This window comes from Testudinibacter sp. P80/BLE/0925 (genome assembly GCF_053570785.1).
In genome coordinates this window covers 401,298-427,810 of sequence record NZ_CM131636.1, presented here as the reverse complement: position 1 = coordinate 427,810, position 26,513 = coordinate 401,298, and the positions used below count along the sequence as shown (strand labels likewise).

Here is a 26,513-nt window from a genome sequence, read left to right as displayed (position 1 = left end):
TATAATTCATAGCGTTTACATTCACTATTTTAAAAAGGAATATAAAATGGGTTTAGAAAAAGTCCCTGCCGGTAAAGAACTGCCGGATGATATTTATGTTGTGATTGAAATTCCGGCAAACGCCGATCCGATTAAATACGAAGTGGATAAAGAGTCCGGCGCGGTGTTCGTTGATCGCTTTATGGCGACGGCAATGTTTTATCCGGCGAACTATGGTTATATCAACAACACCTTGTCATTAGACGGTGACCCGGTTGATGTATTAGTGCCAACCCCTTATCCGTTGATTCCGGGTTCGGTAATCCGTTGCCGTCCGGTCGGCGTATTGAAAATGACCGACGAATCCGGCGAAGATGCCAAATTGATCGCCGTGCCGCACAGCAAATTAAGCAAAGAATACGATCACATCCAAGACATCAATGATGTGCCGGCATTGCTGAAAGCACAAATTCAACATTTCTTCGAAAACTACAAAGCACTGGAAGCCGGTAAATGGGTGAAAGTGGACGGTTGGGAAGGCGTTGAAGCCGCCCGCGAAGAGATTAAAACCTCGTTTGAGCGTGCACAGAAATAACGTTGTTTCTTTCCCTTGTTACGGAAAGTGGGTTTATTGATCAGATACCGCTCTTGCAAAAGTGCGGTATTTTTTTAAATTGTGAGGAAGTGATGATGAGAAAGCAAATCAAAACATGGGCATTAACTGCCGTATTCTCCGTGGGTTTGGCAGCTTGTGCCGACACTCAAACCATTAACCAACAGGCGGCGAGCAGTTATACCCAAACCGTCAACGAAATGAAGCAACAAGGGGTGATTGATACCACGTCCAACACCGCAAAACGGATTAATACCGTGTTCCAGCGGATCAAGCCGTATGCGGAAAAAGCCAACGACACCGGCGTGCCGTTCCAATGGCAAATTACGGTGATGAAAAGCAATGAACTGAACGCGTGGGCGATGCCCGGCGGTAAAATGATGTTTTATACCGGTTTGGTCGATAAACTCAAATTAAATAATGATGAAATTGCGGTGGTGATGGGGCATGAAATGGCGCACGCCTTGAAAGAACACGGCAAACAAAAAGTGAATTTCAATATGGCGACCGGCTTATTGGGCAGTGTCGGCAGCGCGGTGTTGACCGCCACCACCGGCTATGATTTTAGCAGCGTAGTCGGTTTGACCCAAGAATACGGCTTGAACAAACCGTTCTCACGCGGCAATGAAACAGAAGCGGATGAAGTCGGCTTATTGCTGATGGCGGAAGCGGGTTACAATCCGGAAGCGTCGATCAAATTATGGCAAAAAATGAGTGCGGCCAGCGGCGGCTCCGGCGGTGCTTTAGAAGGTTTAATCTCTACTCACCCGACCAACGCCGATCGCGAAGCTAATCTGCGCCGTTTAATGCCGGAGGCGATGGCGGTATATAACAAAGCGAAAAAAGCGGGTTGATGAGTTGAATAAATGGCGTTTTGCTTTGCTGTCAGCGGCTAGCCTTGCTTTGGCTGGCTGCCTTAGCAGCCAAGATTTAAATCAAAAATCCGCAAAAAATTATCAGCGGATAGTCAATCAGATGGAGCTGTTCGGTATCGTTGAGCATGATTCGACAACCGCGGTGCAGGTGACGCACACTTTTTCCCGTTTGTTTCCGATCGCAGAGCAATATAATGAAAGTGGCCGGGCATTGGATTGGCAGATTGCGGTTTTTCGCAGCCCGGAAATCAGCGCTTGGACAATGCCCGGCGGGAAAATGGTTATTCACAGTGCGTTGGTAGATAAACTGCATTTAAGTGATGACGAACTGGCAATGATTCTGGCGCATGAAATGGTGCACGTGGTGAAAGAACACGGCAAAGAACAGGTGAATCTCGATCGGGCGACAGGTTTGCTTGGAATCTTCGGCGGCACCGTGGCTTCTACTGCGTTCAGTTATGTCGGTTCTGCTTTGGCTTGGGTGCCGGAATATGCCATCAGTAAACCATTTTCACGCAGTAGTGAGTTGGAGGCGGATCGATTAGGATTATTGATAATGGCTGAAGCCGGCTACAATCCACAACACGTGACTCGGCTATGGCAGAAGCTCTATGAGTTTTCTGCCGATGACGCCGGATTTTTACAGCAGTTGGTTTCCACTCACCCGAGCTATCAAGAACGGGAAGCGAACATTCAAAAAGTATTGCCACAAGCCTTGGCGCTTTATCAGCAACAAAGTGCGGTTAGCCGCACTTCGGACCGCTGATCAAGTCTATTGCTCAAATCATTTCCCTCCTCTCCCTCCCGATTTATTTCATGAATGGAGGGGGTTACCAAAGTGCGGTGATTAAGTGCGGTCGAGTAGGGAAAAACCAGGAAAACATGGTTTTTTGATCATAAAAAATCGGAATCTGATCGAGATTCCGATTTTTCAATTTAAGCGGCAATGATTACAGTTTTGTCACTAGCATCGCTTCCAATTTTTCTTGATCGGCGGCGAATTTGCGGATGCCGTCGGTCAGTTTTTCCACTGCCATCGGGTCGCTGTTGTGCTGCCAGTAGAATTCGGCTTCGGTCAATGGCTGCGGACGCTCTTTGACGTTGCCTTTGAATTCCAATTTGCGCACCAGCGGCTCATTGCTTTCTTGCAGCTCTTTTAACAAGCCCGGAGCGATAGTCAAGCGATCACAACCGGCAAGTTCGATAATTTCGCCGATATTGCGGAAACTGGCGCCCATCACGACGGTTTTATAATCGTATTTTTTGTAGTAATCGTAAATTTCGGTGACGGAAATCACGCCCGGATCTTCATGCGGTGCGTATGCTTTTTTGTCGCTGTTGGCTTTGTACCAGTCTAAAATTCGACCGACGAACGGGGAGATCAGGTAAACCCCGGCTTCGGCACAGGCGCGGGCTTGCGCTTGGGAGAATAATAGGGTCAGGTTACAGTTGATACCTTCTTTTTCCAACACTTCGGCGGCGCGGATCCCCTGCCAAGTGGAGGCGATTTTGATCAGAATACGATCATTGCTGATACCGGCTTGATTATACAGTTTGATCAGTTTGCGTGCTTTTTCAATGGTGGCGGCGGTGTCGTAAGACAGGCGTGCATCCACTTCGGTGGAGATACGTCCCGGCACGATTTTCAGAATTTCTAAGCCGATATTCACTGCTAATTTATCTTCGGCGTCGATCAATTGTTGTTTCTTGTCGTTGCTTTGTTGTTTGGCATAGGCAACGGCGTCGTCGATCAAGGGGACATATTGCGGCAGGGATGAGGCGCTCAGAATCAATGACGGATTGGTGGTCGCGTCTTGCGGCTGATAGGTTTTGATGGCTTCGATATCGCCGGTGTCGGCGACAACCACGGTGATTTTGCGTAATTCTTGTAATTGCGACATAGTTTTTCCTCGTTAGATTTAATTGACATGAAATGAATCGATAATTTTTATTCTACCCCCATTCCCTTGGGATGTTCCAATGATTTCTCCGATAGATCCTTTTTTTTCCACTATTACTAATAAAAATAGGATTTGTCGTCGGGTTCTCAACATTGCCGGCAGTTCAAATTTGCAACAACATTTGCTAACCCTGCGATTGTGATAAAAATATTCGCATGATCAATAGTTGGATTTCGAGTACAATCAGGGCAATTTCTCTGTTTTTAACGTATAGGTTACGGAATGAAAAAGAACAGCTATAGCCTGTTGGCGAGCCTTGTGGTGACGGCATTATACGGTACGTTGCACGGCACCGCGGCGCAAGCGGATTTAAGACAGCAATGTTTGCTGGGCGTACCGCACTTTAACGGTGAGCCGGTGCACGGCAATCCGAATGAATTGCCGGTATATATTGAAGCGGATCGCGGTGAAATGCGGCATGCGACCGAGGCGACCTACCAAGGTGATGTCGACATTAAGCAAGGCAACCGTCATTTGCAATCGCAACACGCCAAAATTACCACTCAGGGCAGCGGCGAGCAGTTGCAGCGTTTCGCCCATGTTGACGGGGAGTTGTCTTATCGTGACGAGCAGATCGATTTGAGCGGGCGCAATGCCAAGATCAATTTGAACAGTAAAGACAGCGATATTGAAGCGGTGGATTATCAGTTTGTCGGGCGGCAAGGGCGCGGCACGGCGGAACAAACGGAAATGCGCGAACGCTACCGCACTTTGCGCAATGCCTCTTTCACTTCCTGTTTGCCGAACGACAATGCGTGGTCAATTGAAGCGGACGAAATCCGGCAAGATTTGCAGGAAGAAGTGGCGGAGATGTGGGGCGCCCGCTTTAAAGTGTTGGGCGTGCCGATTTTGTATTCGCCGTATTGGCAGCTACCGATAGGCGACCGCCGCCGCAGCGGGTTGCTGATGCCGGAATTCAGTTCTTCTAGTCGAGATGGTTTTAGCTATGCCCAACCGATCTATTGGAATATTGCACCGAATTATGATGCGACGATAACGCCGAAATATATGTTTGATCGTGGGTTACAATTGCAAACGGAATTTCGCTATCTCACCCGATTGGGAACGGGAACGCTCGCCAGTGAATATTTGCATAAGGATCGGCTGAAAGAGTATCTCGGCGAGAATAAATCCCGTCATTTGTTCTTTTGGCAACATTCTGCGAGTTTTGGTGACAATTGGCGTGCGAATTTAGACTATACCCGGGTGAGTGATAAGCGCTATTTCAATGATTTTAGTTCGGTGTATGGCAACAGCACCGACGGTTATGCCAATCAACGCTTTACTGTGGGTTATTATCAGCCGAATTACAATCTGAGCGTGTCAGGGCGGCAATTCCAGATTTTTGACGAGACCGATATCGCTCCGTACCGTGCTTTGCCGCAAATTGATTTTAATTATTATCAAAACGGGTTGGCGGACGGTTGGTTGGATTTCGCCCTATATTCGCAGGCGGTGCGGTTTGATAATGACAGTAATTGGTTACCGAAGGCTTGGCGTTTCCATATTCAGCCCGAGTTGAACCTGCCATTGAGCAATGATTACGGCAGCTTGAATTTGCAAACCAAATTATACGCCACCCACTATCAGCAGACCAAAGGCAAAGGCGTTGGCGCAGAAGCGGTGGAGCGCAGTGTCAACCGCGTGTTGCCGCAATTCAAGGCGGATTTGCAAACCGTGCTGTTTAAGTCGCAAACTTTTCTGGACGGTTATAGTCAAACTTTAGAACCGCACGTGCAGTATTTGTACCGCCCGTATAAAAACCAGAGCAATATTGGCGCCAAGGATATTTATTCCAATTATTTAGGCTTGGGTTATGACAGCGCTTTGTTACAACAGGATTATTTTTCACTGTTCCGTGATCGCCGTTACAGCGGTTTGGATCGGATTGCTTCCGCCAATCAGGTCACGGTCGGTGGCACCACGCGTTTGTTTGACCAAAACGCCGATGAACGCTTTAATCTTTCGTTGGGGCAGATTTATTATTTAACGGCGTCGCGGATTGACGAGCGTTTAGACACCCGCACCAACCGCCACTCGTCGGCGTGGGCGTTGGAATCGAACTGGAAAATCAACCGTGCGTGGAATTGGCGCGGCAGTTACCAATATGATACCGACTTGAACAAAACCGCACTTGCCAATATGGTGTTGGAGTATAATCCGAGCGGCAATAATCTGGTGCAGTTGAATTATCGCTATGCCAGCCAAAGTTATATCGACCAAAACTTGCAAAGCGGTTCCAATTTGTATAATCAGGACATTAAGCAAGTCGGCGCAACCGTGGCGTGGGAGTTGGATGACAACTGGGCCGTGATCGGACGCTATTACCATGATGTGGCGCTGAATAAAGCGGTGGAACAGTACGGCGGGGTGCAATATAACACCTGTTGTTGGAGCGTCAGTGTCGGTGCACGCCGCTATTTGACCTCGGCGCGCAACGAGGTGAATTACAGCAGTGATAAGGTTTTTTATGACAACTCGTTCTCGATCAATTTTGAGATTCGGGGGTTAGGCAGCAATGACAGCAGCGGTTTGCGCAGTATGTTGCACAAAGGCATGTTGCCGTATGTGAAACCGTTCAGTTTAGAATAAATTAAAAACAAGGAAATCCATTACCCATGAAAAAATCGGCAATTTTATTGAGCGCATTGGTCAGCACGGCGGCATTGGCTTCAAATGCAACCATCCAGCAGAATTTATCCGCATTGGGCATGAGCAATATGCAAATTCAAGCCACCCCGTTAAAAGGAATTCAGTCGGTGGTGTCCGACCAAGGCATTTTTTATGTGTCTGACGACGGCAACTATATTTTGCGCGGCGATCTGTTTGAATTGAAAAACGGTGAATTGGTTAATTTAAGCGAAAAAATGCTGTTGGATAAATTAAATGGTTTTGCTGATCAGATGATCGTCTATCCGGCGAAAAATGAACAATACGTGGTCACGGTGTTTATGGACATCACCTGTCATTACTGCCATTTGCTGTATAGCAAGAAGAAAGAGTATAACGATTTAGGCATTACCCTGCGCTTCTTGGCATTCCCGCGCGGCGGCATGGATACACAAACTGCCGGGCAGATGGAAGCGATTTGGCAGGCGGCAGATCGTAACGAAGCCTTGGATCAAGCCGAAAACGGCAAACCGCCAAAAGCGCTGAAAACACCGGATATCGTGGCGCGGCATTATGCGTTGGGGCGCCAATACGGCGTGCGCGGCACTCCGACCATGGTAACCGACGGCGGTGAAGTGATTGGCGGCTATTTACCGCCGAAAGAGCTGCTGGCGGCTTTACAGGAAGCACAATAAACAAACGGGGCGAAGCCCCGTTATTTATCTGAACCGTTTTTTAATCAAGGCATTTTTAATCCCGTGAACAAAATCATTTGCCGCCGACAGCCACCGGTGATCTTGCCGTTGGCGGATCATCCGTTGCTTGACCGCCTTTTTTCCGCCCGTCATATTCAAGATAAACGACAACTCGACCGCACTTTACAGGCGATGTTGCCGCCGCAACAACTGAGCGGCACGCAAAGTGCGGTCAAGCTGTTGCTCGCCGCGCGCGAACAGCAGCAAAAAATCGTGATCGTCGGCGATTTTGATGCCGACGGCGCCACCAGTACCGCACTTGCGGTGTTGGCTTTGCGTCGGTTGGGATTCGGGCAGGTGGATTATCTGGTGCCGAACCGCTTTGAGCAGGGCTACGGGCTGAGTGTCGAGGTGGCAAAACTGGCGTTGGCAAAGCAGGTTGATTTGCTGATTACAGTGGATAACGGTATCTCGTCGCATGAGGGGGTGGCGTTTATTCAACGGCACGGCGCCAAGGTGATTATCACCGATCACCACTTGCCGCCAAGCGACTTGCCGGCGGCTGACGCGATTATCAATCCGAATCTGGCGGACTGCTGTTTTCCGTCCAAATCCCTTGCCGGGGTCGGGGTTACCTTTTATCTGATGTTGGCGCTGCGTGCCGCATTGCGTGACGGCGGGTATATCTGTGCGCAGGCGTTGCCGAATTTTGCCGAACTGCTCGATTTGGTGGCGCTGGGGACGATCGCCGATGTGGTGCCGCTCGATCAAAATAACCGTATTCTGGCTTATCAAGGGATTAATCGGATTCGTGCCCAACGTTGCCGCTACGGAATTCAAGCACTGGCGGAAATTGCCAAGCGTGATCTTAGTCGTTTTGTCGCCTCGGATTTGGGTTTTTCAATCGGACCACGCCTCAACGCCGCCGGACGTTTGGATAATATGAGCGTCGGCGTCGAACTGTTATTGGCGGAGGATATGCAGACCGCACGCCAACTGGCGTATGAGCTGGATGCGCTGAATCAAACCCGCAAAGAGATCGAACAGGGTATGAAGCTGCAAGCGTTGCAGATTTGCAGTGGTCTGAACGAGTTGGAAAACGATTTGCCGTGGGCGATTACGCTGTATCAGGCGGACTGGCACCAGGGGGTGTTGGGCATTCTGGCGTCACGGATTAAAGATCGTTTTCACCGCCCGGTAGTGGCGTTTGCACAAGATCAAGCCGGCATTTTGAAAGGCTCGGCGCGCTCGATTGAGGGGCTGCATATTCGCGACGCGTTGGAAAGGGTTGATCAGCGCTGTCCGGGCATGATTCTAAAATTTGGCGGTCATGCCATGGCGGCGGGATTAAGCATTGCCGAAGCGCATTTTGATGATTTTCGTCAAGCTTTCGCCGAGGTCGTGCAGCAAAGTTTAAATGCCGAACAACTCACCGGCGTGATTTGGAGCGACGGCGAATTGGCGCAAAGCGAGCTGACCTTGCACACCGCCGAACTGATCGCCGCCGCCGGACCTTGGGGGCAGGCATTTCCCGAGCCGGTATTCGATGGCGAATTTGAGGTGCTGCAACAACGCTTGGTCGGCGGACGGCATTTGAAAATGATGTTACAGCCGCCCGGCGGCTCATTGTTGTTGGATGCGATTGCGTTTAATGTGGATACGCAAATTTATCCCGATCATTCGTTGAAACGGATGAAAATCGCTTACCGTTTGGATATTAATGAATTTCGCGGTAACCGTCAGCTACAGTTAATGGTAGAATATCTGCAACCGCTGTAAAAATGGCGTAAAATAGTCAAGTGCGGTTTGGTATGTCAACGATTATGCCGCGTGTACAGTCGGATAAGCGCAAGCAAATTAACAAATGATAGTAGGTAGGGTGCTCCAAGTTATACCATGAAAACTGAAAAATTTTGGCTATTGTTGATAGGCGTCTTTTTTTCTTTGTTTTGTTCTCAGGCAGCGGCGCAAAGTGCGGTTGCCAACCCGTCCGTATCAGACGCCGAGACCGCTGCCGAACAAATGGCGCAAGCGGAAGCAGTGCAGCCAACGCCAAGTCCGGGCAGTGAATTTGCCTTTGAAGACGGTAAAGACTATTTTTCCTATACCATTCCAATTAAAGCCAACCCGCTAGACCATCGGATTGAAGTCCGACTGTTTTTCACTTATGAATGCGCCCATTGCCTGACCGCCTTTGATAATTTGAGCCTGTATCAGCGCTTGCATGACGAGCAGGTGCGCTTGATGTTGCAGCCGATCGCCACCGAAGAGGCGCTATTCGGTCCGAATGTGTATTACAGTTTGCGCAATCTTGATCGGCAAGGGTTGGCGGAGCTGCTGCTGTTCGACAGTGCCGAGCGGCAAGGTAGGAAATCGTTGGTCGCCGGCGAGAATTTATACCATTGGCTGATCAGCCATAATGTGGCGCTGGATCAGTTTTTAATGCAACTGAACTCGCAAGCGGTGGCGGCGAAAGCGAAGGAAGCGGTGGAATTGACCGAAAAATACGGGGTGTTCACCAGTCCGTTTGTGGTGATTGACGGGCAATATGTGCTGACCAGCAGCACCTTGTATAATGACGACTATACCTTTGCGGTGATGGATTTTTTAGTCTCACGCATTTTGCAGCAGCGGCAGTCTAACATGACGTTTACCGCAGAAAGCAAAAAAACAACCAATCAACCATAGCGAATGCAGAACAAAGGAACGAGCATGAAGATCGGAATTGTCGGCGCCATGGCGCAAGAAGTGGAAATTTTACGCAATAAAATGACGGAATTAAGCAACCGTGAAATTGCCGGTTGCACCTTGTATCAAGGCTACCTTGATGACCTGGAAGTGGCATTGATCCAATCCGGTATCGGTAAAACCGCGGCGGCAATGGCAACCACGATCTTAATCGCGCATGCGAAACCCGATTGCGTGATTAATACCGGTTCGGCAGGCGGGATCAGCGCAGAACTCAATATCGGTGATGTGATTATCTCCAACCAAACCGCTTACCACGATGCCGACGTGACTGCTTTTGGTTATGCCAAAGGGCAATTACCGGGCTGCCCGGCAACGTTTCCGTCGAATCAGGCGCTAATCGAATTGGCGGAAAAAGCGCTTCAGGCGCAGGGTAAAAGTGCGGTCAAAGGGTTGGTGTGCAGCGGCGACATGTTCTGTAACGGCGAACAGCAGATTGCGCGGATTAAAGCCGATTTTCCGCAGGCGATTGCAGTGGAAATGGAAGCGGCGGCAATTGCACAGGTCTGCCATGCGTTTGATCTGCCGTTTGTGGTGGTGCGTGCGGTGTCGGATGTCGCCGATAAAGCGTCCCATCTCTCGTTTGAAGAGTTTTTACCATTGGCGGCACAGCAATCATCGGCAATGGTGCTGGCGATGTTGGCGGAGCTGCAATAACCCCGCCGTTGGCGGTTGCTACTTTTTGCGGTTTTGGCGTAATTTTTTCAGCAGCGGCTGATAGTTTTCTTCTTGCTCTTGATAATCGAACACCGGCAGTGACAGATGGAAATAAATTGCCAACAACCGCAAACCGAAGCCTCCGATCAAGGTCAGAATGACCACCAGATTATGCGGTACGCCGAAATACGGCAGGGCATAATAAATTGCTGCCGAGAGTAGGGCGATACTGGCATACAGCTCTTTTTGAAACACTAACGGAATACGGTTGCACAGCAGATCGCGCAGCACGCCGCCAAAGGCGCCGGTGACCACCGCCGCAACCAAGGCGATAATAAAGCCATGTCCCATATCCAACGCCACTTGTGCGCCGATAATCGAAAATACAATCAGCCCCAACGCATCCAGCACCAAAAACACGGTGCGGAAATAGCGCATTAGGGGGGCGATAAACACGGTCAGCACCGCCGCACCGGCAACAATCATAATATATTCGGGGTGCGCCACCCAGCCGAGCGGATAATGCCCGAGCAGCATATCGCGGATCGAGCCGCCGCCGATTGCCGTCATGGAAGCGATAATAATCACGCCGAACAGATCCATTTTTTCACGTCCTGCCGCTAAGGCGCCGGTGATCGCTTCGGCGGTAATGCCGATAATATAGAGCACGGTTAATAACATAAAGCAAACTGTCTTAAGCAAATTAGGTAGCATAGCGTAAGCGGATTTTCACCGCAGATAAAGAAAAATTTGATATGGCAGGCATTTTTGTGATCAAAATCTTGTATAAACCGCACTTGAGTCTATGATGTAATCAAATTGTTATGAGAATGAAAGCAAGATGATTAAAAACAAAACCCGCGCCTATTTTTGGGCAACACTGGTGTTATCAGTCTCGTCCTTTTTGGTGTTTGCCAATTTGTACGTGGTGCAGCCGTTGTTGTCGCTGTTTGCCGCACGCTATGCGGTTTCGCTCAATCTGGCAAACTGGATCTTTGCCGCCGCGTCACTGGGCATGAGTCTGTGCCTGATTCCGTGGGCGCTGTTGGCGGATCGTTACGGGCGGCGTTTGGTGATGTTGCTGAGTTTGAGCCTGAGCGCGCTGTTTTCATTGTGCTTGCTGTTCAGTGATTCGGTGACGGCATGGATTGGTTTGCGTTTTTTGCAGGGCATTGCCTTGGCGGGGCTGCCGGCGGTGGCAATTGCCTATATCAGTGAAGAATTTGAAGCCAGTGCGGTGGTGCCTGCCGTCGGGATTTACATTGCCGCCAACTCACTGGGCGGGATCAGCGGGCGGATTCTGGGCGGGATCTTGGCGGAGATGTTCGGTTTGAATGCGCCGATGATATTTACCGCCTTGCTCACTCTCGGCGGCGCATTGCTGACCTATTTTTGTTTGCCGAAAGAGCGCTATTTTAGCCCGCAATCGTTGGCGTTTAAAAGCATGCTCGCCAATCTGTGCGGACATATTAAAAATCCGTTGTTGTGGCGTACTTTTCTGATTAGCGGCATTTGCTTCGGGATGTTCGTCAATATGTTCTCGGTGATCGGCTTGCGGCTGCAACAAGCGCCTTGGCTGCTGAATACGTTGCAGGTTTCGTTACTGTTTCTGTGTTACTTGAGCGGTACTTTTGCCGCTTCGATGGCAGGGCGTTTCAGCCGCCGATTTAGTGCGCCGCGCGGGATGTTGCTCGGTTGGTTGTTATTGATGAGCGGTATGTTGCTGCTGATCAGCAGTTCATTATGGATTTTGATAGCCGGGTTGCTGCTATGCAGTATCGGCTTTTTCTTTACCCACGCCCTTGCCAGCGCTTGGGTCGGCAAAAATGCCACTCACGCCCGCGCCTTGGCGTCGGCACTGTATCTTTCCAGTTATTATCTCGGCGCCAGTGTCGGCGGTAACTATTTATTGACAGTCTGGCAGCAGTTCGGTTGGCATTGGATCGCGCCCGCCGCGATGTTTTTGTTGTCGGGGGTGTTATGGTTGTTGAGCGGGATGTTTAAACCCCGTTAGCACAGCGCATTTAAAGCACTTTCTGCTATCCTGTATTTTAATCCGATTTGCTGATTTTCCGCCAAATCAGATTGCTAATCCCTTAAATAATCAGTAAACTCAAACACCTTATCTGAAAAGATAAGCCTGTTTTATAAATACAATGACAGTTTTTTATTTTATGTATTGGGTTAAAAATAGCATTTTATTTTGATTTAATGCCAAATCGAAGAAGTAATGCGTATAGTTTGTATAAAAAACCAAATATCATCGTCAAGTTTATTTGCCGGTTTGTTTGCTTTTTTAGACAGTGATTTTTAACCGAATTCAGCTTCTGGATAAAATTGATTAAAACCTTGGGAACAACATTATGACAAGCAACACAGAATTCATTCAAAGTGAAGAGATTTCCAATTGGAAAAGTAAATTACGCGCATTGGGGCCGGGCATTTTGATGGCGTCCGCCGCCGTCGGCGGCTCGCATTTAATCGCTTCGACCCAATCCGGTGCGATTTACGGCTGGCAGTTGGCAATCATCATTATTTTAGCCAACCTGTTTAAATATCCGTTTTTCCGTTTCGGCGCACAATATACCCTCGATTCCGGCAACACCCTGTTAGAAGGTTACCGCCAGCAAGGGCAGTTCTATCTGTGGATTTTTACCATTCTGAACGTGTTTGCTGCGGTGATCAACACCGCGGCGGTCGGGTTATTGTGTGCGGTAATCCTATCGTTCGTGCTGCCGTTCAGCGTGCCAATGCCGATTTTAAGCACCATTGTGCTGGGATTTAGTCTGTCATTATTACTGTTGGGCAAATATCGCGTTTTGGACGGTGTGTCTAAAATCATTATGATCAGCTTAACCTTGGCGACGGTTACTGCGGTGGTGATCGCCATGAGCCGCGGCGCGGTTGCGCCGGCGGATTATGTCAGCGCAACGCCGTGGAATTTGGGCGCGTTGGCATTTATCGTGGCGTTGATGGGCTGGATGCCGGCGCCGATTGAAATTTCTGCGATCAACTCAATGTGGGTGGTGGCGAAACGCCGTTTGACCAAAGTTTCTTACCGTGACGGTTTATTCGATTTCAATGTCGGTTATATCGGCACGGCGGTTCTGGCGATTGTGTTTTTGGCGTTAGGCGCCTTGGTGCAGCACGGCTCAGGCGTGGAAGTCGAGAAAGTCGGCGGACGCTATATTGCGCAATTGATCAATATGTATGCCGTGACTATCGGCGAATGGTCACGTATGTTGATTGCCTTTATCGCATTTGCGTGCATGTTCGGCACCACCATCACCGTCATCGACGGCTACAGCCGCACCAATGTGGAAGCGATCCGCTTGATTTTGAAGAAGCAGGAAACCCGCCAAGGTTTTTTGAACCTGTCAATGCTGTTCACTACCGTTGCGGGCTTGGTGGTGCTGTTCTTCTTTAACAACGCCTTGGCGCCGATGTTGCAATTTGCGATGATCGCCTCGTTCGTTTCCACGCCGATTTTCGCCACCTTGAATTTATTATTGGTTCTGAAAGGCGAACATAAAATCAGTAAAGGCTTATTTTGGTTATCGGTGATCGGCTTGATTTACCTGACCGCCTTTGCCCTATTGTTTATCGTACAGCAATTGGGCTTGTTAGGATAAAACCGCACTTTGCCTGACGATTGAAAGCAATGAAAAAGGATAGCCGTTTGGTTATCCTTTTTTCTTGTGATGAAAGACTATGATAATGTGCGGAATGCCAACGGCAGGTAACGGATCAAATCCCCGGCAATCATGCCTTCCTGACTGAGTGCCTGTGCTGCCAAATCGCCGGCATGCCCATGCAAGTAGACGCCGAGAATCGCACTTTGTTTCGGGCTGTAACCTTGTGCCAAAAGTGCGGTAATCACGCCGGTCAGCACATCGCCGCTGCCGCCGCTCGCCATGCCGGGGTTGCCGTTGCTGTTAAAGTGAATGCTGCCGTCGGGGCAGAAAATTGCGCTGTAGGCGCCTTTTAACACGATATAAACCCTGTGTTGTTGTGCAAAAGCGCGGCTTAAATCGAGTTTTTGCTGATCGTCTTTCCATTCGCCGATCCAACGCTGCCACTCTTTCGGGTGCGGGGTGAGAATGCTGTTGGGCGGAATCAGTTTTTGCGCGGCATGATCCTGACTTAACAGATTCAAGGCGTCGGCGTCCAATACCATCGGTTTATCCATTTGTTGCAGCAGTTGCAGCAGATAATATTGGGTCAACGGATCTTGCCCGATACCCGGTCCGATCCCGACCGCACCATAAGCGCGATAATGCGCGCTGCAACCGCTTAACACCGTTTCGCCGTGATTGATGATCGCCATCGCTTCCGGCACCGCACTTTGCAAAATCGGATAACCGCACTTCGGACTTTCCACGCTGACTAAGCCGGCGCCGGCACGTAAACACGCCTGAGTCGCTAATATTGCGGCACCGATTTTACCGTGGCTGCCGGCAATGATCAGCGCATGTCCGAAACTGCCTTTATGGCTGAAACGTTGACGCGGACGGTAAATCCGTTGGACATCGTGCAGCTCGGTGTAAAACAGTTCGCTGCTTTGGCGGGCAATCGCATCCGGCAACAAGCCGATCGGCAGCAGTACCATTTCGCCGCTATAATCCTGATTTTCCGGCAGTAATAACGGCAGTTTGGGAATTTGCAGACAGAGAGTGTAATCGGCGCGAATGATGGCTTGCTTGCTGAGATTGCCGTCAGTTCGGCAAGATAAACCCGACGGCAGATCGATACTGACGGTTGGCAGCTTGAGTTGGTTCAGGGTGTTAACCAATTCCGCGGCGAAACCGTGTAAAGTGCGGTTCAAGCCCGAGCCGAACAGTGCGTCAACCAAAATACCGCGGCAATCTTGCAAGCGGTTTAAGTCTTGGCTGTCTTGCAATAACGTTATTGCGACATCCAATTCCTGTAGCCGCTGTAAATTGGTTTGGCAGTCGGGCGAATAATGTTCATTCCCCAACAGAAAAACCCGCACGCTAAAGCCTTGCAGATAAAGTTGACGGGCAATCGCCAAGCCGTCACCGCCGTTATTGCCGTAGCCGCACAGAATGTTAAACATCAGCGTCGGATGGCGCGGAAAATGTTGAATCAGCCATTGGGAGCAGGCTTCGGCGGCTTGTTCCATCAGATTAATCGAGGAGATCGGTTTGTGTTGAATGGTATAAGCATCCACTTGCCGGATTTGTTGCGCATTTAAAATCTTCATCGACTGCCCCTTAAAACGGTAAGAGATTTAGTGTAGCCATCTCCATAAGTAAAAGCCAAGTGCGGTACACAGCAAAGCGCCAACGACATGGGCGGAGACGATGCCGAACCCGTTCAGCCATTTATCGCTCAACAGTTTTTCGATCACTTCCGCCGAGAAGGACGAGAAAGTGGTGAAGCTGCCGAGAAAACCGGTGATTAAAAACAGCCGCCATTCGGCACTGAGCGCCGGAAAACTGAAAAAGACGCCCATTAACACGCCGATCAGCAAACTGCCGAGGCAGTTGGCAAGCCATGTACCGAGCGCAATTTGGCTGAACAGCGGGTTGAGCCATAACGACAACAGCCAACGCGCCGTTGCGCCTAAACTCGCGCCGCCACACAGTAATAACAAGCTGTTCATCGCGTTTAGCTTTGGTACGGTTTGGTGGCGGCGAGACACGGATATTTTTCGTTCATCTGCTGCGCCCAGCGATCCAAGTGCGGTACGATTTCGCTTGGATTTACGCCGATAATACTCAGGCGGAAATGGAAGAAGTCGATCACGCATACCACATACAGCGTCGCAATGTTCAGTTCCGTGCCAAGCTGATCCAAGCGTTGCTCCAGATACTGCAACGAGCGGATATTGCGCTCAATCATTTGCCGATGGCGGCTGTGCCACCATTCCGCTTGATCGCGCAGCATGCGTTCGCCCAAGTACATCAGCGTATTTTCCATAATGCCGTCGGCAACCGCATGCAAATTCAGCACCTGCCAACGGTTTTCGCCCTGTGGAAACAGCGGCTGATTTTTGCCGAGACTGTCGATATATTCCGCAATTAACGTGCTGTTAAACAGCCAGTCGCCCTGATCGGTCTGCAATGCCGGAATGCGCCCGAGCGGATTGTCCTGATTGTGCGGCGATTCCGCTTTGGCGGCGACGGTGGCTTGCAGCTCAACCTGCTGTTCCAACTGGTGATGTGCAATCACCGACCGCACTTTGCGTACAAACGGGCTGGTGGTGGAGTACCAAAGTTTCATGTTCACCTCTTAAACCAAATTGAACAGCGCGCGCAAATAGCTGGCGACCGACTCGTCACGGTTCAAACCGATTTGCTGCAAGTGCGGTAACGCCTGTTTCACGCGCGGATCGGCATTGCCCATAATGCAACCGCGCCCGACTTCGTTCAGCATTTCCACGTCATTCATGCCGTCGCCGAAAGCGATACAATCGCCCAATTCATAGCTGCGATCCTGCAATAAATGCGCCAGCGCATTGGCTTTGGTTACGCCTTGGTTCATAATTTCCAAACAGATCGGGGTGGAATAGGTCATGCTGACTTGATCGCCATATTGCCGGCGGATGGTCTGTTCAATCGGGGCGAGATCGGCGGCGGTTTTGCCGATAAAAAACACTTTTTCCGTGCCTCTGCCGTGGTGGCGGGAAAAGTCGATCACCTCATAATCGAAACCGGAATCCTTATGGTATTTGCGTAGTTGGCGCAAATCGATATTGATAAACCAGCCCTCGTCCTGATAGGAATTCAGCACCACCCGCGTCGGATCAAATTCCAAATTCATCAATTCAAACGCGATATTTTCTTGCAGACTGTTGCTGTACAACAAGTTGCCGTGCAAATCGTGAATGCGCGCCCCGTTCGAGGTGATCATCGCCGCCCGTTCGGATTCGATTTTTTTCAAAATATGGGAGACGTCGGTGTGGTTGCGCCCGGAAGCCAGCACGATATCAATGCCTTGATCTTCAAGACGTTTAATGGTTTCGGCGCTGTAGTTGCCGACGATGTGTTGAGTGGTGAGCAGCGTGCCGTCCAGATCGGACACCACGGCGTGAAAAGTGCGGTTAAAAGCCATAGATTATCCTGCGAAAAATAAATGAAATCAGGGATTATCATAGCAAAGTGCGGTTCGCTTGTCTGATTATTTCGTTTTATTTGCCAATAGGATTGATTATTGCCGTTTATGGGTTATAGGTAGGTTAACACCCACCTCAGACTGATGACAAAGTCTCTTTCTCGAATCATTTCCCTCCCTCCGTATACGGAGGGAGGTGTCCGAAGGACGGAGGGAGGCATAAAGAATGTTAAAAATGAATATGTTGTATTTTCATATTCCCCCTCCCTCCCTCCCCATTTTTCTTGCGAAAAATGGTACTCCCTCCGCACGTGGAGGGAGAGAAGTTGGTGTGTCAGCAATCTCAGGTAGGTTAACACCCTCCTATGACACTATATTGGCATGAAGTGATTATGGTCGTTTACCAGAAAAAACTACGCCCCAGCGACTATCACGCTCATTGGCAGACGCCATTCCACCAATTTCTTGCGCATTTGTACCGTAAAATTTTCCTTGTAATTCCGCACTTGCGGTTTCAGCAGAAGAGGTTGCTTGACCCGAAAATCCATTTCCGACAATGTCTGCCGCAATGGCGATGGTGGCAACATCGTTTTTCAGTTCGCCGGACAGGGATTTTGAATCAAAATTCGCGACCAGATTTGTGCTGCCTTGGTAATAATCTTCGTCTAAATTCTCGTTATAAGGCAGGTATAATGAATGTCCTTGATAGCGGATAGAGCCTCTTGTCGGGATTTGTGTTTCAGAGGTTGGGTTGCCCGTGTAAAATAGATAAGCAGCGCCATTTTCCCCCTCATCATGTGCGCCAATTTTCACATTTTGCTGAGTGCCGCAACAAATGATGGTGCTTTTCTGTGCGGCACCACTACCGAGATTGAATGTTGACCAGCCAGCAGCATAAATGCCGCTATGTTCTAGTTGAATCGTAACGCCATCAACCGTAATCGCTTTTAAATCAGTTCCGCTGAGACTTTGTAGTTTGGAAGACGCTTCTGCTGAATAGGTATCTCCACTCGTAACCAAAACCTGCCCACTTACAGTCGCTGTCGCCGCATTATTTGTGTTTGAATTTGTTGGATTTGCTGTTCCGCCATTATTAATCGCCACAGTTGAATTGGCATTATCGCCACTTCCCCCTCCGCTACCGCCGCAAGCCGTTAAGACAGCGACGCAAAGTGCGGTTAAGCTCATTTTGATAGATTGGTTAATCGGCATAGTTAATTCCTTATTGAAATAAATGAAAATAGAATTGTAAGCATGAAGCCTCTGAATTTTACATTTATCGCTCCGGCACTTCAAATGACTCATCATAAAAATATGATCACGCTCAAACTTATAAGGCGGAAAGAAAAATCGCTAACCGTATACCGTGTTAGCGATTTTTTAATTTGAGGGTTAACCGTTACGCCGACCGCACTTTGGCGTTTGCAATTGCTTCTGCCACGCGTTGCGGAGCGACGCCGCCTTTGGCGCAGCGTTTGTCGAGGCAGGATTGCAGCGATAAAATCGGGTACACGTCTTCGCCGAACACGGCATTGAAACGGTGGAATTCGTCAAGGCTGAGTTCTTCCAGCGCTTTTTGTTGCTGAATGGCATACACCACCGCTTCGCCGACGATATGGTGCGAATCACGGAATGGAATGCCTTTGGCGACCAGATAATCCGCCAGTTCGGTGGCGTTGGAATAGCCTTTCAACGCCGCTTCTTTGGTGCGCTCACGATTGACTTTAATGTCGTTCAACACCAAATCCGCCATATCTAAACAATCATGCCAAGTGTCCAAGGCGTCGAAAATGCCTTCTTTGTCTTCTTGCATATCTTTGTTATACGCCAACGGCAAGCCTTTGACCGTCATCAACATGCCGTTCAATGCGCCGACCACGCGCCCGGTTTTGCCGCGGATCAGCTCGCAAGCGTCAGGATTTTTCTTCTGCGGCATTAACGATGAGCCGGAAGTGACTTTATCCGACAATTCAATAAAATTGGCTTCGCCGCTGTTGAAGATAATCAAATCTTCGGCAAAACGCGATAAATGCACCATACTTAATGAGGCGACCGACAGCAGTTCGATAATATGATCGCGGTCGGAAACCGTATCCAAACTGTTGTGGGTGGCATAGGCAAAACCCAGATCTTGCGCCAGTTGTTCACGATCAATCGGATACGCCGTGCCGGCGAGTGCGCCGCAGCCGAGCGGGCAGCTGTTCATGCGTTGGTAAGCGTCTGCCAAACGGGAATAATCGCGTTCCAGCATTTCAAAATAGGCTAAACACCAATGGGCGAAAGTGACCGGCTGCGCCCGTTGCAAGTGGGTATAACCCGGCATAACCGCACTTTGATTGGCTTCGGCGGTGGCGACCAGTTTACGTTGCAACCGGCGGATCGATTTTTGCAACTCGGTGACTTGCTGTTTGCACCACAGTTTAATATCCAACGCCACTTGGTCGTTACGGCTGCGCCCGGTGTGCAGTTTTTTGCCCAAGTCGCCGATTTTTTCGATCAGCTTGCTTTCCACCCAACTGTGAATATCTTCGTGATCGTCTTGCAGGATAATCTGCGGATCAGCTGACACCACGGCGTGTAATTCTTGCAGTGCGTTTTCCAGTTGTTGCTGTTCGCTCGCTGTTAAAACACCGACCGCGGTCAGGGCTTTCGACCAGCCGATTGAACCTTCGATATCCTGTTCCGCCAAGCGGTAGTCGAACACCAGTGAATCGTTAAATTGCTTAAACCGTTGATCCGCCGCTTGCGTGAAGCGACCGCCCCAAAGTGCCATAAAATTTCCTTTTTGAATAACTATTGAATTACCGCAGATTGAGCTTGTGGCCAAGAATACACCCCTACATTCCCAATCTGCATTTTAACTGATGTTTACGGATTAATCCGTGTGCCCACAATTTCACCGCTTAAAAGTGCGGTCAGTTTGTCGGGGTGTTTCCAGTTGGCGATGTCCACACCGCGCCCTAAATCTTTCGCCGCTTCCAATGCCGCATTGACTTTGACGATCATGCCGTCGGTGATCACCTTGTCCGCAATCAACTGCGCGATTTGCGCGGCGTTGAGCTGTGGAATGCGCTGTTTATTCGCGTCTAACACGCCGTCCACGTCGGATAACATCACCAAATCGGCATCGATCAATTTGGCAATGGTGATCGCCGCTTGATCGGCGTTGACGTTCATCAACCGCCCTTGTCGATCCAAACCGATCGAGCTGATAATCGGCAGGAAATCCGCTTGCAGCAACTGTTGCAATAGGGTCGGATCATTTGCGCTGACATTGGCAACGTGTCCAAGTTCTTCGTCGAATTGCTGTGCGTCGGTCATATTGCCATCGCCCAAAAACAGACCGACAGCGTTAAGCTGCATAGTTAATGCCTTAGCCAGCAAGGTTTTATTGGCAATCCCTGCCAATGCGCCGACGATGACATCAATCTGATCGCTTGGGGTGATACGTAAACCGTTTTTTTTCTGCACCGGCAGATTGAGTTTTTTCATCAGATTATCCACCACAATTCCGCCGCCGTGCACAATCACGATTTGACGGTTATGCTGCCGGCGGTAGTGGCTAAGTGCGGTCAGCAGGTTATCCATCGCTTGCGGCGTATCGAGCAACACGCCGCCGACTTTTAAGACTAATGCTTTCATTAAAAGAGTCCTGTTGTTTCCGGGAAGTTATAACGAATATTGGCACATTGCACCGCTTGCGCCGACGCGCCTTTCAGCAGGTTGTCCTCTGCGCCGATAATAATAATGTGTTGATCTTTAACGGCAAAGGCAATATCACAGAACGGGGTGAATTCCACCTGTTTAATCGCCGGGAAATGGCGTCCGCATAAGCGCACCAACGGGCGACCTTGATAGGCTTGTTCAAACGCCGCTTGTACTTGCTCGGCGCTGACACCGGCTTTCAGTTTGGCGGTGATGGTTGCCAAAATGCCGCGTTTGAAATTGCCCAAGTGCGGGGTGAAAATCACTTCACAGCCCAAATGGGCGGCGATTTCCGGTTGATGACGGTGGTTAAACACGCCGTAGGCATTCAAGCTGACTTCGCAAAAACTGTTGGTCATGCTGGCTTTGCGCCCTGCGCCGCTCACGCCGCTGACGGCGTTAATCACCGGCAATTGTGTGCGATCAATCAGATCGTTTGCCAACAACGGTTTCAGGCTCAGTTGCGACACGGTCGGATAACAGCCGGCAACCGCGACTAAATCGGTCTGCTTGATTTGTTCGTGATTCCATTCCGCCAAGCCGTAAACCGCACTTTGCAACAGTTGCGGGTGCTGATGTTCGAAACCGTAATATTGGGTATAAAATTCGGCGTTGTTTACGCGATATGCACCCGATAAATCAAACACTTGGCAACCGGCATTTAAGAAAATCGGGGCGTAATCGTGGCTGACTTCGTGGGCAGTGGCGAGGAACACGGTATCAAACTGCTGCGCCAATTCGCCGATAGCGGCATTGTCGGCGGGCAACGGTTGCAGCGGCAAATCCACCAAGCTGCGCAACTGCGGATACAGGCTGGAAATCGGTTTATTGCCATCGGCACTGTGACTGGAAACGAACAAGCCGCTCAGTTCAAACTGCGGATGACGGTTTAAAATCAGGGCGAGTTCTGCGCCGGTGTAGCCGCTGGCGCCGACAATGATAGCTTTTAATTTTGACATAGGGTAGGCTAATCCTTATAACATGAAGAATGACAACGTTAAAGCTATTGTATGTGATTTATACACGATTTGCACCAAGCGTTAAATAAAGTTTAACAATGATTAATTATGCGATATTTTGCATAATTATTTAAATTAATCAACTATTATTCAGGAAAATATCATGCCGGTACCGCAATTTCTCGATTTATACCGCACTTTAATCCGTTTGCCGACCATCAGCAGTCTGGAGGCGGAACAGGATCAATCCAACCGCACTTTGATTGAAACATTGGCGGATTGGCTGGCAACATTGGGTTTTAACACCGAAATCATCGCCGTGGAAGGCGCCCGCAATAAATATAATTTATTGGCGACGTTCGGCGAGGGCGAAGGCGGATTGCTGTTGGCGGGGCACACCGACACCGTGCCGTTTGACGAGGGGCGCTGGACTTTTGATCCGTTCAAACTGACCGAACGAGACGGCAAGTTTTACGGCTTGGGTACGGCGGATATGAAAGGCTTTTTTGCCTTTATCGTCGATACCGTTGCCAATATGGATTTAAGTCGACTGAAAAAGCCGTTGCGCATTCTCGCCACCGCCGATGAAGAAACCACCATGCTCGGCGCACGCACGTTCGTCAAGCACGCCCACATTCGTCCCGATTGTGCGATTATCGGCGAACCGTCGTCGTTAAAACCGATTCGCGCCCATAAAGGCTACATGGGCAATGCGGTGCGCGTGGTCGGCAAGTCGGGGCATTCGAGCGATCCCGACAAGGGCATTAATGCGATTGAAATTATGCACGCGGCAACCGGCAAACTGCTTGATTTGCGCAATCACCTGCGCGAAAAATACCGCCACGACGGTTTTGTGATTCCCTATCCGACCCTGAATTTAGGCAATATTCACGGCGGCGACGCGCTCAATCGGATTTGTGCCTGCTGCGAGCTGCAATTTGATATTCGCCCGTTGCCGAATTTGGAATTGAAAGATTTAAACGAGATGATGCAACAGGCATTGCAACCGTTGATTGAGCGTTGGGGCGACCGCGTGACCCTGACCGCACTTTACGAACCGATTCCCGGCTATGAGTGCGAACACAGCGCGCAAGTGGTGCAAGTGGTGGAAAAACTGTTGGGCGAAAAAGCCGAAACCGTCAATTATTGCACCGAAGCGCCGTTTATTCAGCAACTTTGCCCGACATTGGTGCTCGGACCGGGTTCAATCGAACAGGCGCACCAGCCCGATGAGTTTTTAGAAAGCAAATATGTGCAGCCGACCCGGGATTTATTGACGAAGTTGATTGGGCATTTTTGCGGATAGTAGGGGCGCGGCGCATGGCGGATGAATAATGGCAAGCCATATTTTAATCCGTCTGGCGCAACCACGAGTCATCGCAATAGCTTGGAAACGCAAATGGAAGAATGAGATTATGCCCCAATCGACCGCACTTTCACCCCTTGATCGTCGCCGTCTGGCGGTGTTGAACCATCTTGTTGCCTACCATGGGTATCAGCATTGGTGGGAAAGCGATGACCGGTTGGCAGATTGGGTTGCGATGATTTTGATTCAGCAGACCACACAAGCCAACGCTGAAAAGGCGTTGGCAAATTTAACGGACGTGTTGAGTGTGGAGTGGCTGCATAAGGTGGCGCCGGACGAGCTGGAACAGCGGATTCGCCCCGCTGGATTTTTTAAACAGAAAGCGCGTTATCTGAAAAACCTGATGAGGTGGTTTGCCAAATTCAACTTCGATTTGAGTGCCTGCCAAGCGCTGGGCAACGACGCCTTACGCACCGAATTGCTACAGATTAAAGGTATCGGTTCGGAGACGGCGGATGTCATGTTGTTGTATATTTTCCAACGTAAAGTGTTTATCGCCGATCAATACGCCTTACGCCTATTCAAACGGCTTGGGCTGGGCGATTATCCTAATTATGACGCTATGCGCAAGGATTTCAACCATTTGACGGAGCACTGTTCACTCAAGCAATGCAAAGAATGGCACGCCTGTATTGATGTACACGGCAAAGCGTTTCGTTTGGATAAGAATTTTGACGAAAGTTTTTTGACTATGGCAGCCGCCATCGCAGTTGATACAACCGATTCCTGAAACCGGCGCCAACGGCAACACCGTGATCAAGCAAACCGCTGCCGTCTGAAAACGGCATTCTTGAAAATAAAGCGTCAGACGGCATTCTCCGAATACTCTCTTTCCAGTATCGCCACCAATTCATCAAACACCAGTTTACTCTGGGCAAGTCCAGCGTTTGCGGTGGGCGAAATCGTCAAATCGTTTTATAATGCCGGGCTAGAGCCGCCCTTGTATTATTACCGCGACAGCAACCAGAAAGAGATCGATTTACTCATCGAATATGACCGCACTTTATACCCGGTGGAAATCAAGCAAAGCGCTAGCCCGAATAAACAAATGTCGAAACATTTCAAGATGTTGAAGGAGCATATTTCCGGCAATGAGCTCACCGTCGCCCACGGCACGCTGATCAACCAATATCCCGACAAACTGTGGCTGGACACGGATTTGGTCACGCTGCCGCTGGGGTATTTGTAGCGCTTGGCTTTCAGACGGCCTCAAACAAGAGATTCCAATCTATTTACTGCTTGCGGTTGCCCGCGTAAATAAAATACAAGGCAAATCCGAGGCAAATGACCGCGAGCAGGCGCGGCAGGGAAAAGGCGATGGCGGGATTGTGAAACCAGCCGAAGGTGTCGATCAGCAAACTCATCGCCAGCTGCCCGAAAATCACCGCCACGGTGGCGACGGCGGTGCCGAGTTTGGCGACCACCAACACCATCACGGCGATGTAGACAATGCCCGGAAACGCGCCGGTCAGCTGCCATTTGGGCACGTCGAGCAGGGTCAGGCTGTATTTCGGTTCGAAAAACAGCACCAGCAGCCCGGTGACAATCGTGCCGAGTCCGAAATTCAAAAACGTGCCGGCGAACACGCCCACTTGCGTGCCCAGTTTGCCGTTGATACTGGCCTGTACCGCCAGCGCCACGCCGCCCAACACGGCAAAACACAACATCAGCAAGATCATCACAGCTCCCCCCACGCAATCAAACCGAGTGCCGCCAGGATAAAGCCGAGCGCAATCAGGCGTTGGCGGTTGAGCGGATGGTGTTTCGAGCCGAACAGGGCGTAATGGTCGTTAATCAGGCTTTGCGCAATCTGCCCCATCAGCACGCCGATCATGGTTACCGCCACACCGATAACCGGCGTTGCCAGCGTCAGCACCACCACATAAACCGGCCCCAGCACCCCGCCGCCCAACTGCCACCCCGGCTGGGCAAACAGCGACGGACGTCGGCGCGGGGCGAAAAACAACATCAGCAAAAAGCTGACGCAGGCGCCAATGCTGAAAATGCTGAAAGTCGCCCACAATTTGCCCACCTGCTGCCCCAACGGCCCGAGCAAACCCGCCTCCACCGCCAAACCGGCGCCCGCCAGCACCGTTGCCAAAATCCATATCAACTGCATATTTTTCCCTTGTAATAACCGATGATCGTCTTTTCCATCCACTTCAAGACAAAAACGCGCAAGACAATGCAAGCAGCACCGCAAGCGGGTTTGACGCGTATTCAAGTGAATGGAAAAGACGATCATTATTATATTGGTTCAAAATGCTTTATCAATCGGCAAAATTCGGCAATACTATCCAAAAATATGGATAATCAAGCGAGGAATCCCATGAACCCGATTCAAGCCATGCGCGCCTTTGTGCGTGTTGCCGAAAGCCTGTCGTTTCACCAATCGGCGCAACAGCTCGGCATTCCCCGTTCCACCTTAAGCAAGCAAATCAGCGACTTGGAGCAGCATTACGCCGTGAAACTGCTGCACCGCTCCACCCGCAGCGTCGGGCTGACCGTCGAAGGGCTGGCATTTTACCAACGGGCGCTACATTTGCTGGCGGAATTCGACGAACTGGAGCAACAGATGAAACACGGGCGGCAGGCGGTGCAGGGGCATTTGCGCGTGGATATGCCGATGATGTTTGCCGAGCGGCTGTTTATCCCCAAACTGCCCGACTTTTACGCCCGCTATCCCGACATCAAACTCACCCTCGGTATCAGCGACCGCACCGTCAATCTGGTCGAACAGAGCGTCGATTGCGTCATCCGTATCGGCGACGTGCGCAACGAATCGCTGATCGGGCGCCAGTTCGCCGAATTCGATTTCGTCACCTGCGCCGCCCGCACTTATTTGGCGCAATACGGCACGCCGCACACACCGCAAGCGCTGCAACAGCACCGTATCATCGGCTATTTTTCCGACAGCGACGGTATCAAACCGCTGCTGTTCGCACAGGCCGGCGGCAAACCCTACGCCGTGCGCGATTTTCATTACGCCGCCAACGGCGCCAACGGCATTCTGGAAATGATCCGCGCCGGCTTAGGCATCGGACAACAACTCAAAGCCCTCATCGCCCCGTGGCTGGCAAACGGCGAACTGCAAACCCTGCTCGACGACTACCGCCGCCCGCCCCTGCCCGCCTACCTGCTCACCCGCGACCGCCGCCAAAGCACCCGCTTGAAAGTGTTTGCCGACTGGGTGGCACAAACCTTCGGCGACAGCGGCAAGCCATAAAATTGCGCGGCAATAATGATGAGCTGACCGCAAAAGTGCGGT

At 50.3% G+C, this 26,513-nt stretch carries 26 protein-coding genes; 14 read left to right on the top strand and 12 right to left on the bottom strand.

Translation table 11 applies throughout. The features are described from left to right. The first annotated feature begins 46 nt into the window (after positions 1–46). The 3 genes from ppa to ACWA5Z_RS02055 all read left to right on the top strand — a co-directional run bounded on the left by ppa (position 47) and on the right by ACWA5Z_RS02055 (position 2,233). On the top strand, positions 47–574 hold the full coding sequence (gene ppa, locus ACWA5Z_RS02065) for an inorganic diphosphatase (protein ID WP_431053677.1): 528 nt from the start codon (positions 47–49) through the stop codon (positions 572–574). Between the two features lie 95 nt (positions 575–669). Then, the gene (locus ACWA5Z_RS02060) at positions 670–1,446 is read left to right on the top strand and encodes a M48 family metallopeptidase (RefSeq protein ID WP_431054272.1); all 777 of its coding nucleotides are present in this window, start codon (positions 670–672) and stop codon (positions 1,444–1,446) included. A 4-nt stretch (positions 1,447–1,450) separates the two neighbouring features. Beyond that, positions 1,451–2,233, top strand: coding sequence for a M48 family metallopeptidase (locus ACWA5Z_RS02055; RefSeq protein WP_431053676.1), 783 nt, complete (start codon positions 1,451–1,453; stop codon positions 2,231–2,233). Positions 2,234–2,417: 184 nt separating this feature from the next. Here ACWA5Z_RS02055 and tal read toward each other — a convergent pair whose 3' ends face one another. After that, a complete protein-coding gene (tal, locus tag ACWA5Z_RS02050) occupies positions 2,418–3,368 on the bottom strand; it encodes a transaldolase (protein ID WP_431053675.1) in 951 nt (316 codons plus the stop codon). Positions 3,369–3,650: 282 nt separating this feature from the next. Here tal and lptD point away from each other — a divergent pair, with 282 nt between their 5' ends. The 5 genes from lptD (at position 3,651) to mtnN (ending at position 10,138) form a co-directional block, all read left to right on the top strand. Continuing rightward, on the top strand, positions 3,651–6,020 hold the full coding sequence (lptD, locus tag ACWA5Z_RS02045; protein ID WP_431053674.1) for an LPS assembly protein LptD: 2,370 nt from the start codon (positions 3,651–3,653) through the stop codon (positions 6,018–6,020). Between the two features lie 26 nt (positions 6,021–6,046). Next, positions 6,047–6,733: a bifunctional protein-disulfide isomerase/oxidoreductase DsbC gene (dsbC, locus tag ACWA5Z_RS02040; protein WP_431053673.1), complete on the top strand. Its 687-nt coding sequence runs from the start codon at positions 6,047–6,049 to the stop codon at positions 6,731–6,733. A gap of 63 nt (positions 6,734–6,796) precedes the next feature. After that, positions 6,797–8,512: a single-stranded-DNA-specific exonuclease RecJ gene (gene recJ, locus ACWA5Z_RS02035; RefSeq protein WP_431053672.1), complete on the top strand. Its 1,716-nt coding sequence runs from the start codon at positions 6,797–6,799 to the stop codon at positions 8,510–8,512. A gap of 117 nt (positions 8,513–8,629) precedes the next feature. Then, the gene (locus ACWA5Z_RS02030; protein ID WP_431053671.1) at positions 8,630–9,421 is read left to right on the top strand and encodes a thiol:disulfide interchange protein; all 792 of its coding nucleotides are present in this window, start codon (positions 8,630–8,632) and stop codon (positions 9,419–9,421) included. Positions 9,422–9,445: 24 nt separating this feature from the next. Continuing rightward, the gene (gene mtnN, locus ACWA5Z_RS02025) at positions 9,446–10,138 is read left to right on the top strand and encodes a 5'-methylthioadenosine/S-adenosylhomocysteine nucleosidase (RefSeq protein WP_431053670.1); all 693 of its coding nucleotides are present in this window, start codon (positions 9,446–9,448) and stop codon (positions 10,136–10,138) included. A gap of 18 nt (positions 10,139–10,156) precedes the next feature. On the opposite strand, the gene ACWA5Z_RS02020 is transcribed toward mtnN, so the two are convergent. Then, positions 10,157–10,819 carry a trimeric intracellular cation channel family protein gene (locus tag ACWA5Z_RS02020; RefSeq protein WP_431053669.1) on the bottom strand — a complete coding sequence of 221 codons (663 nt, stop codon included), beginning with the start codon at positions 10,817–10,819 and terminating at the stop codon, positions 10,157–10,159. Between the two features lie 160 nt (positions 10,820–10,979). Here ACWA5Z_RS02020 and ACWA5Z_RS02015 point away from each other — a divergent pair, with 160 nt between their 5' ends. Together ACWA5Z_RS02015 and ACWA5Z_RS02010 are read left to right on the top strand one after the other, a co-directional pair. Then, positions 10,980–12,152, top strand: coding sequence for an MFS transporter (locus ACWA5Z_RS02015; RefSeq protein ID WP_431053668.1), 1,173 nt, complete (start codon positions 10,980–10,982; stop codon positions 12,150–12,152). Positions 12,153–12,501: 349 nt separating this feature from the next. Beyond that, the gene (locus ACWA5Z_RS02010) at positions 12,502–13,770 is read left to right on the top strand and encodes an NRAMP family divalent metal transporter (protein WP_431053667.1); all 1,269 of its coding nucleotides are present in this window, start codon (positions 12,502–12,504) and stop codon (positions 13,768–13,770) included. 77 nt (positions 13,771–13,847) lie between these two features. Here the strand turns inward: ACWA5Z_RS02010 and ACWA5Z_RS02005 are convergent, their stop codons facing one another. The 8 genes from ACWA5Z_RS02005 to argC form a co-directional block, all read right to left on the bottom strand. Continuing rightward, complete coding sequence (locus tag ACWA5Z_RS02005) at positions 13,848–15,362, bottom strand: NAD(P)H-hydrate dehydratase (RefSeq protein ID WP_431053666.1); 1,515 nt, start codon at positions 15,360–15,362, stop codon at positions 13,848–13,850. Between the two features lie 27 nt (positions 15,363–15,389). Next, positions 15,390–15,764: a fluoride efflux transporter CrcB gene (crcB, locus tag ACWA5Z_RS02000; RefSeq protein ID WP_431053665.1), complete on the bottom strand. Its 375-nt coding sequence runs from the start codon at positions 15,762–15,764 to the stop codon at positions 15,390–15,392. Between the two features lie 5 nt (positions 15,765–15,769). Further along, entirely contained in the window at positions 15,770–16,384 is a 615-nt protein-coding gene (locus tag ACWA5Z_RS01995) for a glutathione S-transferase N-terminal domain-containing protein (RefSeq protein WP_431053664.1), read from the bottom strand. Between the two features lie 9 nt (positions 16,385–16,393). After that, on the bottom strand, positions 16,394–17,215 hold the full coding sequence (locus tag ACWA5Z_RS01990) for a Cof-type HAD-IIB family hydrolase (protein WP_431053663.1): 822 nt from the start codon (positions 17,213–17,215) through the stop codon (positions 16,394–16,396). Between the two features lie 390 nt (positions 17,216–17,605). Continuing rightward, a complete protein-coding gene (locus tag ACWA5Z_RS01985; RefSeq protein WP_431053662.1) occupies positions 17,606–18,427 on the bottom strand; it encodes a Slam-dependent surface lipoprotein in 822 nt (273 codons plus the stop codon). A 187-nt stretch (positions 18,428–18,614) separates the two neighbouring features. Beyond that, positions 18,615–19,988 (bottom strand): argininosuccinate lyase, encoded by a 1,374-nt coding sequence (gene argH, locus ACWA5Z_RS01980; protein WP_431053661.1) that lies wholly within the window; start codon positions 19,986–19,988, stop codon positions 18,615–18,617. Between the two features lie 95 nt (positions 19,989–20,083). Beyond that, positions 20,084–20,857 (bottom strand): acetylglutamate kinase, encoded by a 774-nt coding sequence (gene argB / locus ACWA5Z_RS01975; protein WP_431053660.1) that lies wholly within the window; start codon positions 20,855–20,857, stop codon positions 20,084–20,086. Continuing rightward, on the bottom strand, positions 20,857–21,879 hold the full coding sequence (gene argC, locus ACWA5Z_RS01970) for an N-acetyl-gamma-glutamyl-phosphate reductase (RefSeq protein ID WP_431053659.1): 1,023 nt from the start codon (positions 21,877–21,879) through the stop codon (positions 20,857–20,859). Before argC ends, argB begins: the two co-directional genes overlap by 1 nt. Before the next feature lie 163 nt (positions 21,880–22,042). On the opposite strand from argC, the gene argE reads away from it, so the two are divergent. Genes argE through ACWA5Z_RS01955 form a run of 3 tightly spaced genes read left to right on the top strand, consistent with a single transcriptional unit; the run spans position 22,043 to position 24,434 of the window. After that, positions 22,043–23,185 (top strand): acetylornithine deacetylase, encoded by a 1,143-nt coding sequence (gene argE / locus ACWA5Z_RS01965; RefSeq protein ID WP_431053658.1) that lies wholly within the window; start codon positions 22,043–22,045, stop codon positions 23,183–23,185. A gap of 28 nt (positions 23,186–23,213) precedes the next feature. Beyond that, entirely contained in the window at positions 23,214–23,975 is a 762-nt protein-coding gene (locus tag ACWA5Z_RS01960; protein WP_431053657.1) for an endonuclease III domain-containing protein, read from the top strand. Between the two features lie 60 nt (positions 23,976–24,035). Continuing rightward, the gene (locus ACWA5Z_RS01955) at positions 24,036–24,434 is read left to right on the top strand and encodes a DUF4143 domain-containing protein (RefSeq protein WP_431053656.1); all 399 of its coding nucleotides are present in this window, start codon (positions 24,036–24,038) and stop codon (positions 24,432–24,434) included. Positions 24,435–24,477: 43 nt separating this feature from the next. On the opposite strand, the gene ACWA5Z_RS01950 is transcribed toward ACWA5Z_RS01955, so the two are convergent. Further along, complete coding sequence (locus ACWA5Z_RS01950; protein WP_431053655.1) at positions 24,478–24,924, bottom strand: DMT family transporter; 447 nt, start codon at positions 24,922–24,924, stop codon at positions 24,478–24,480. Beyond that, on the bottom strand, positions 24,924–25,364 hold the full coding sequence (locus tag ACWA5Z_RS01945; protein ID WP_431053654.1) for a DMT family transporter: 441 nt from the start codon (positions 25,362–25,364) through the stop codon (positions 24,924–24,926). The genes ACWA5Z_RS01950 and ACWA5Z_RS01945 overlap by 1 nt, the downstream gene beginning before the upstream one ends. A gap of 210 nt (positions 25,365–25,574) precedes the next feature. On the opposite strand from ACWA5Z_RS01945, the gene ACWA5Z_RS01940 reads away from it, so the two are divergent. Next, positions 25,575–26,471: a LysR family transcriptional regulator gene (locus ACWA5Z_RS01940; RefSeq protein ID WP_431053653.1), complete on the top strand. Its 897-nt coding sequence runs from the start codon at positions 25,575–25,577 to the stop codon at positions 26,469–26,471. The last annotated feature ends 42 nt before the right edge of the window (positions 26,472–26,513 follow it).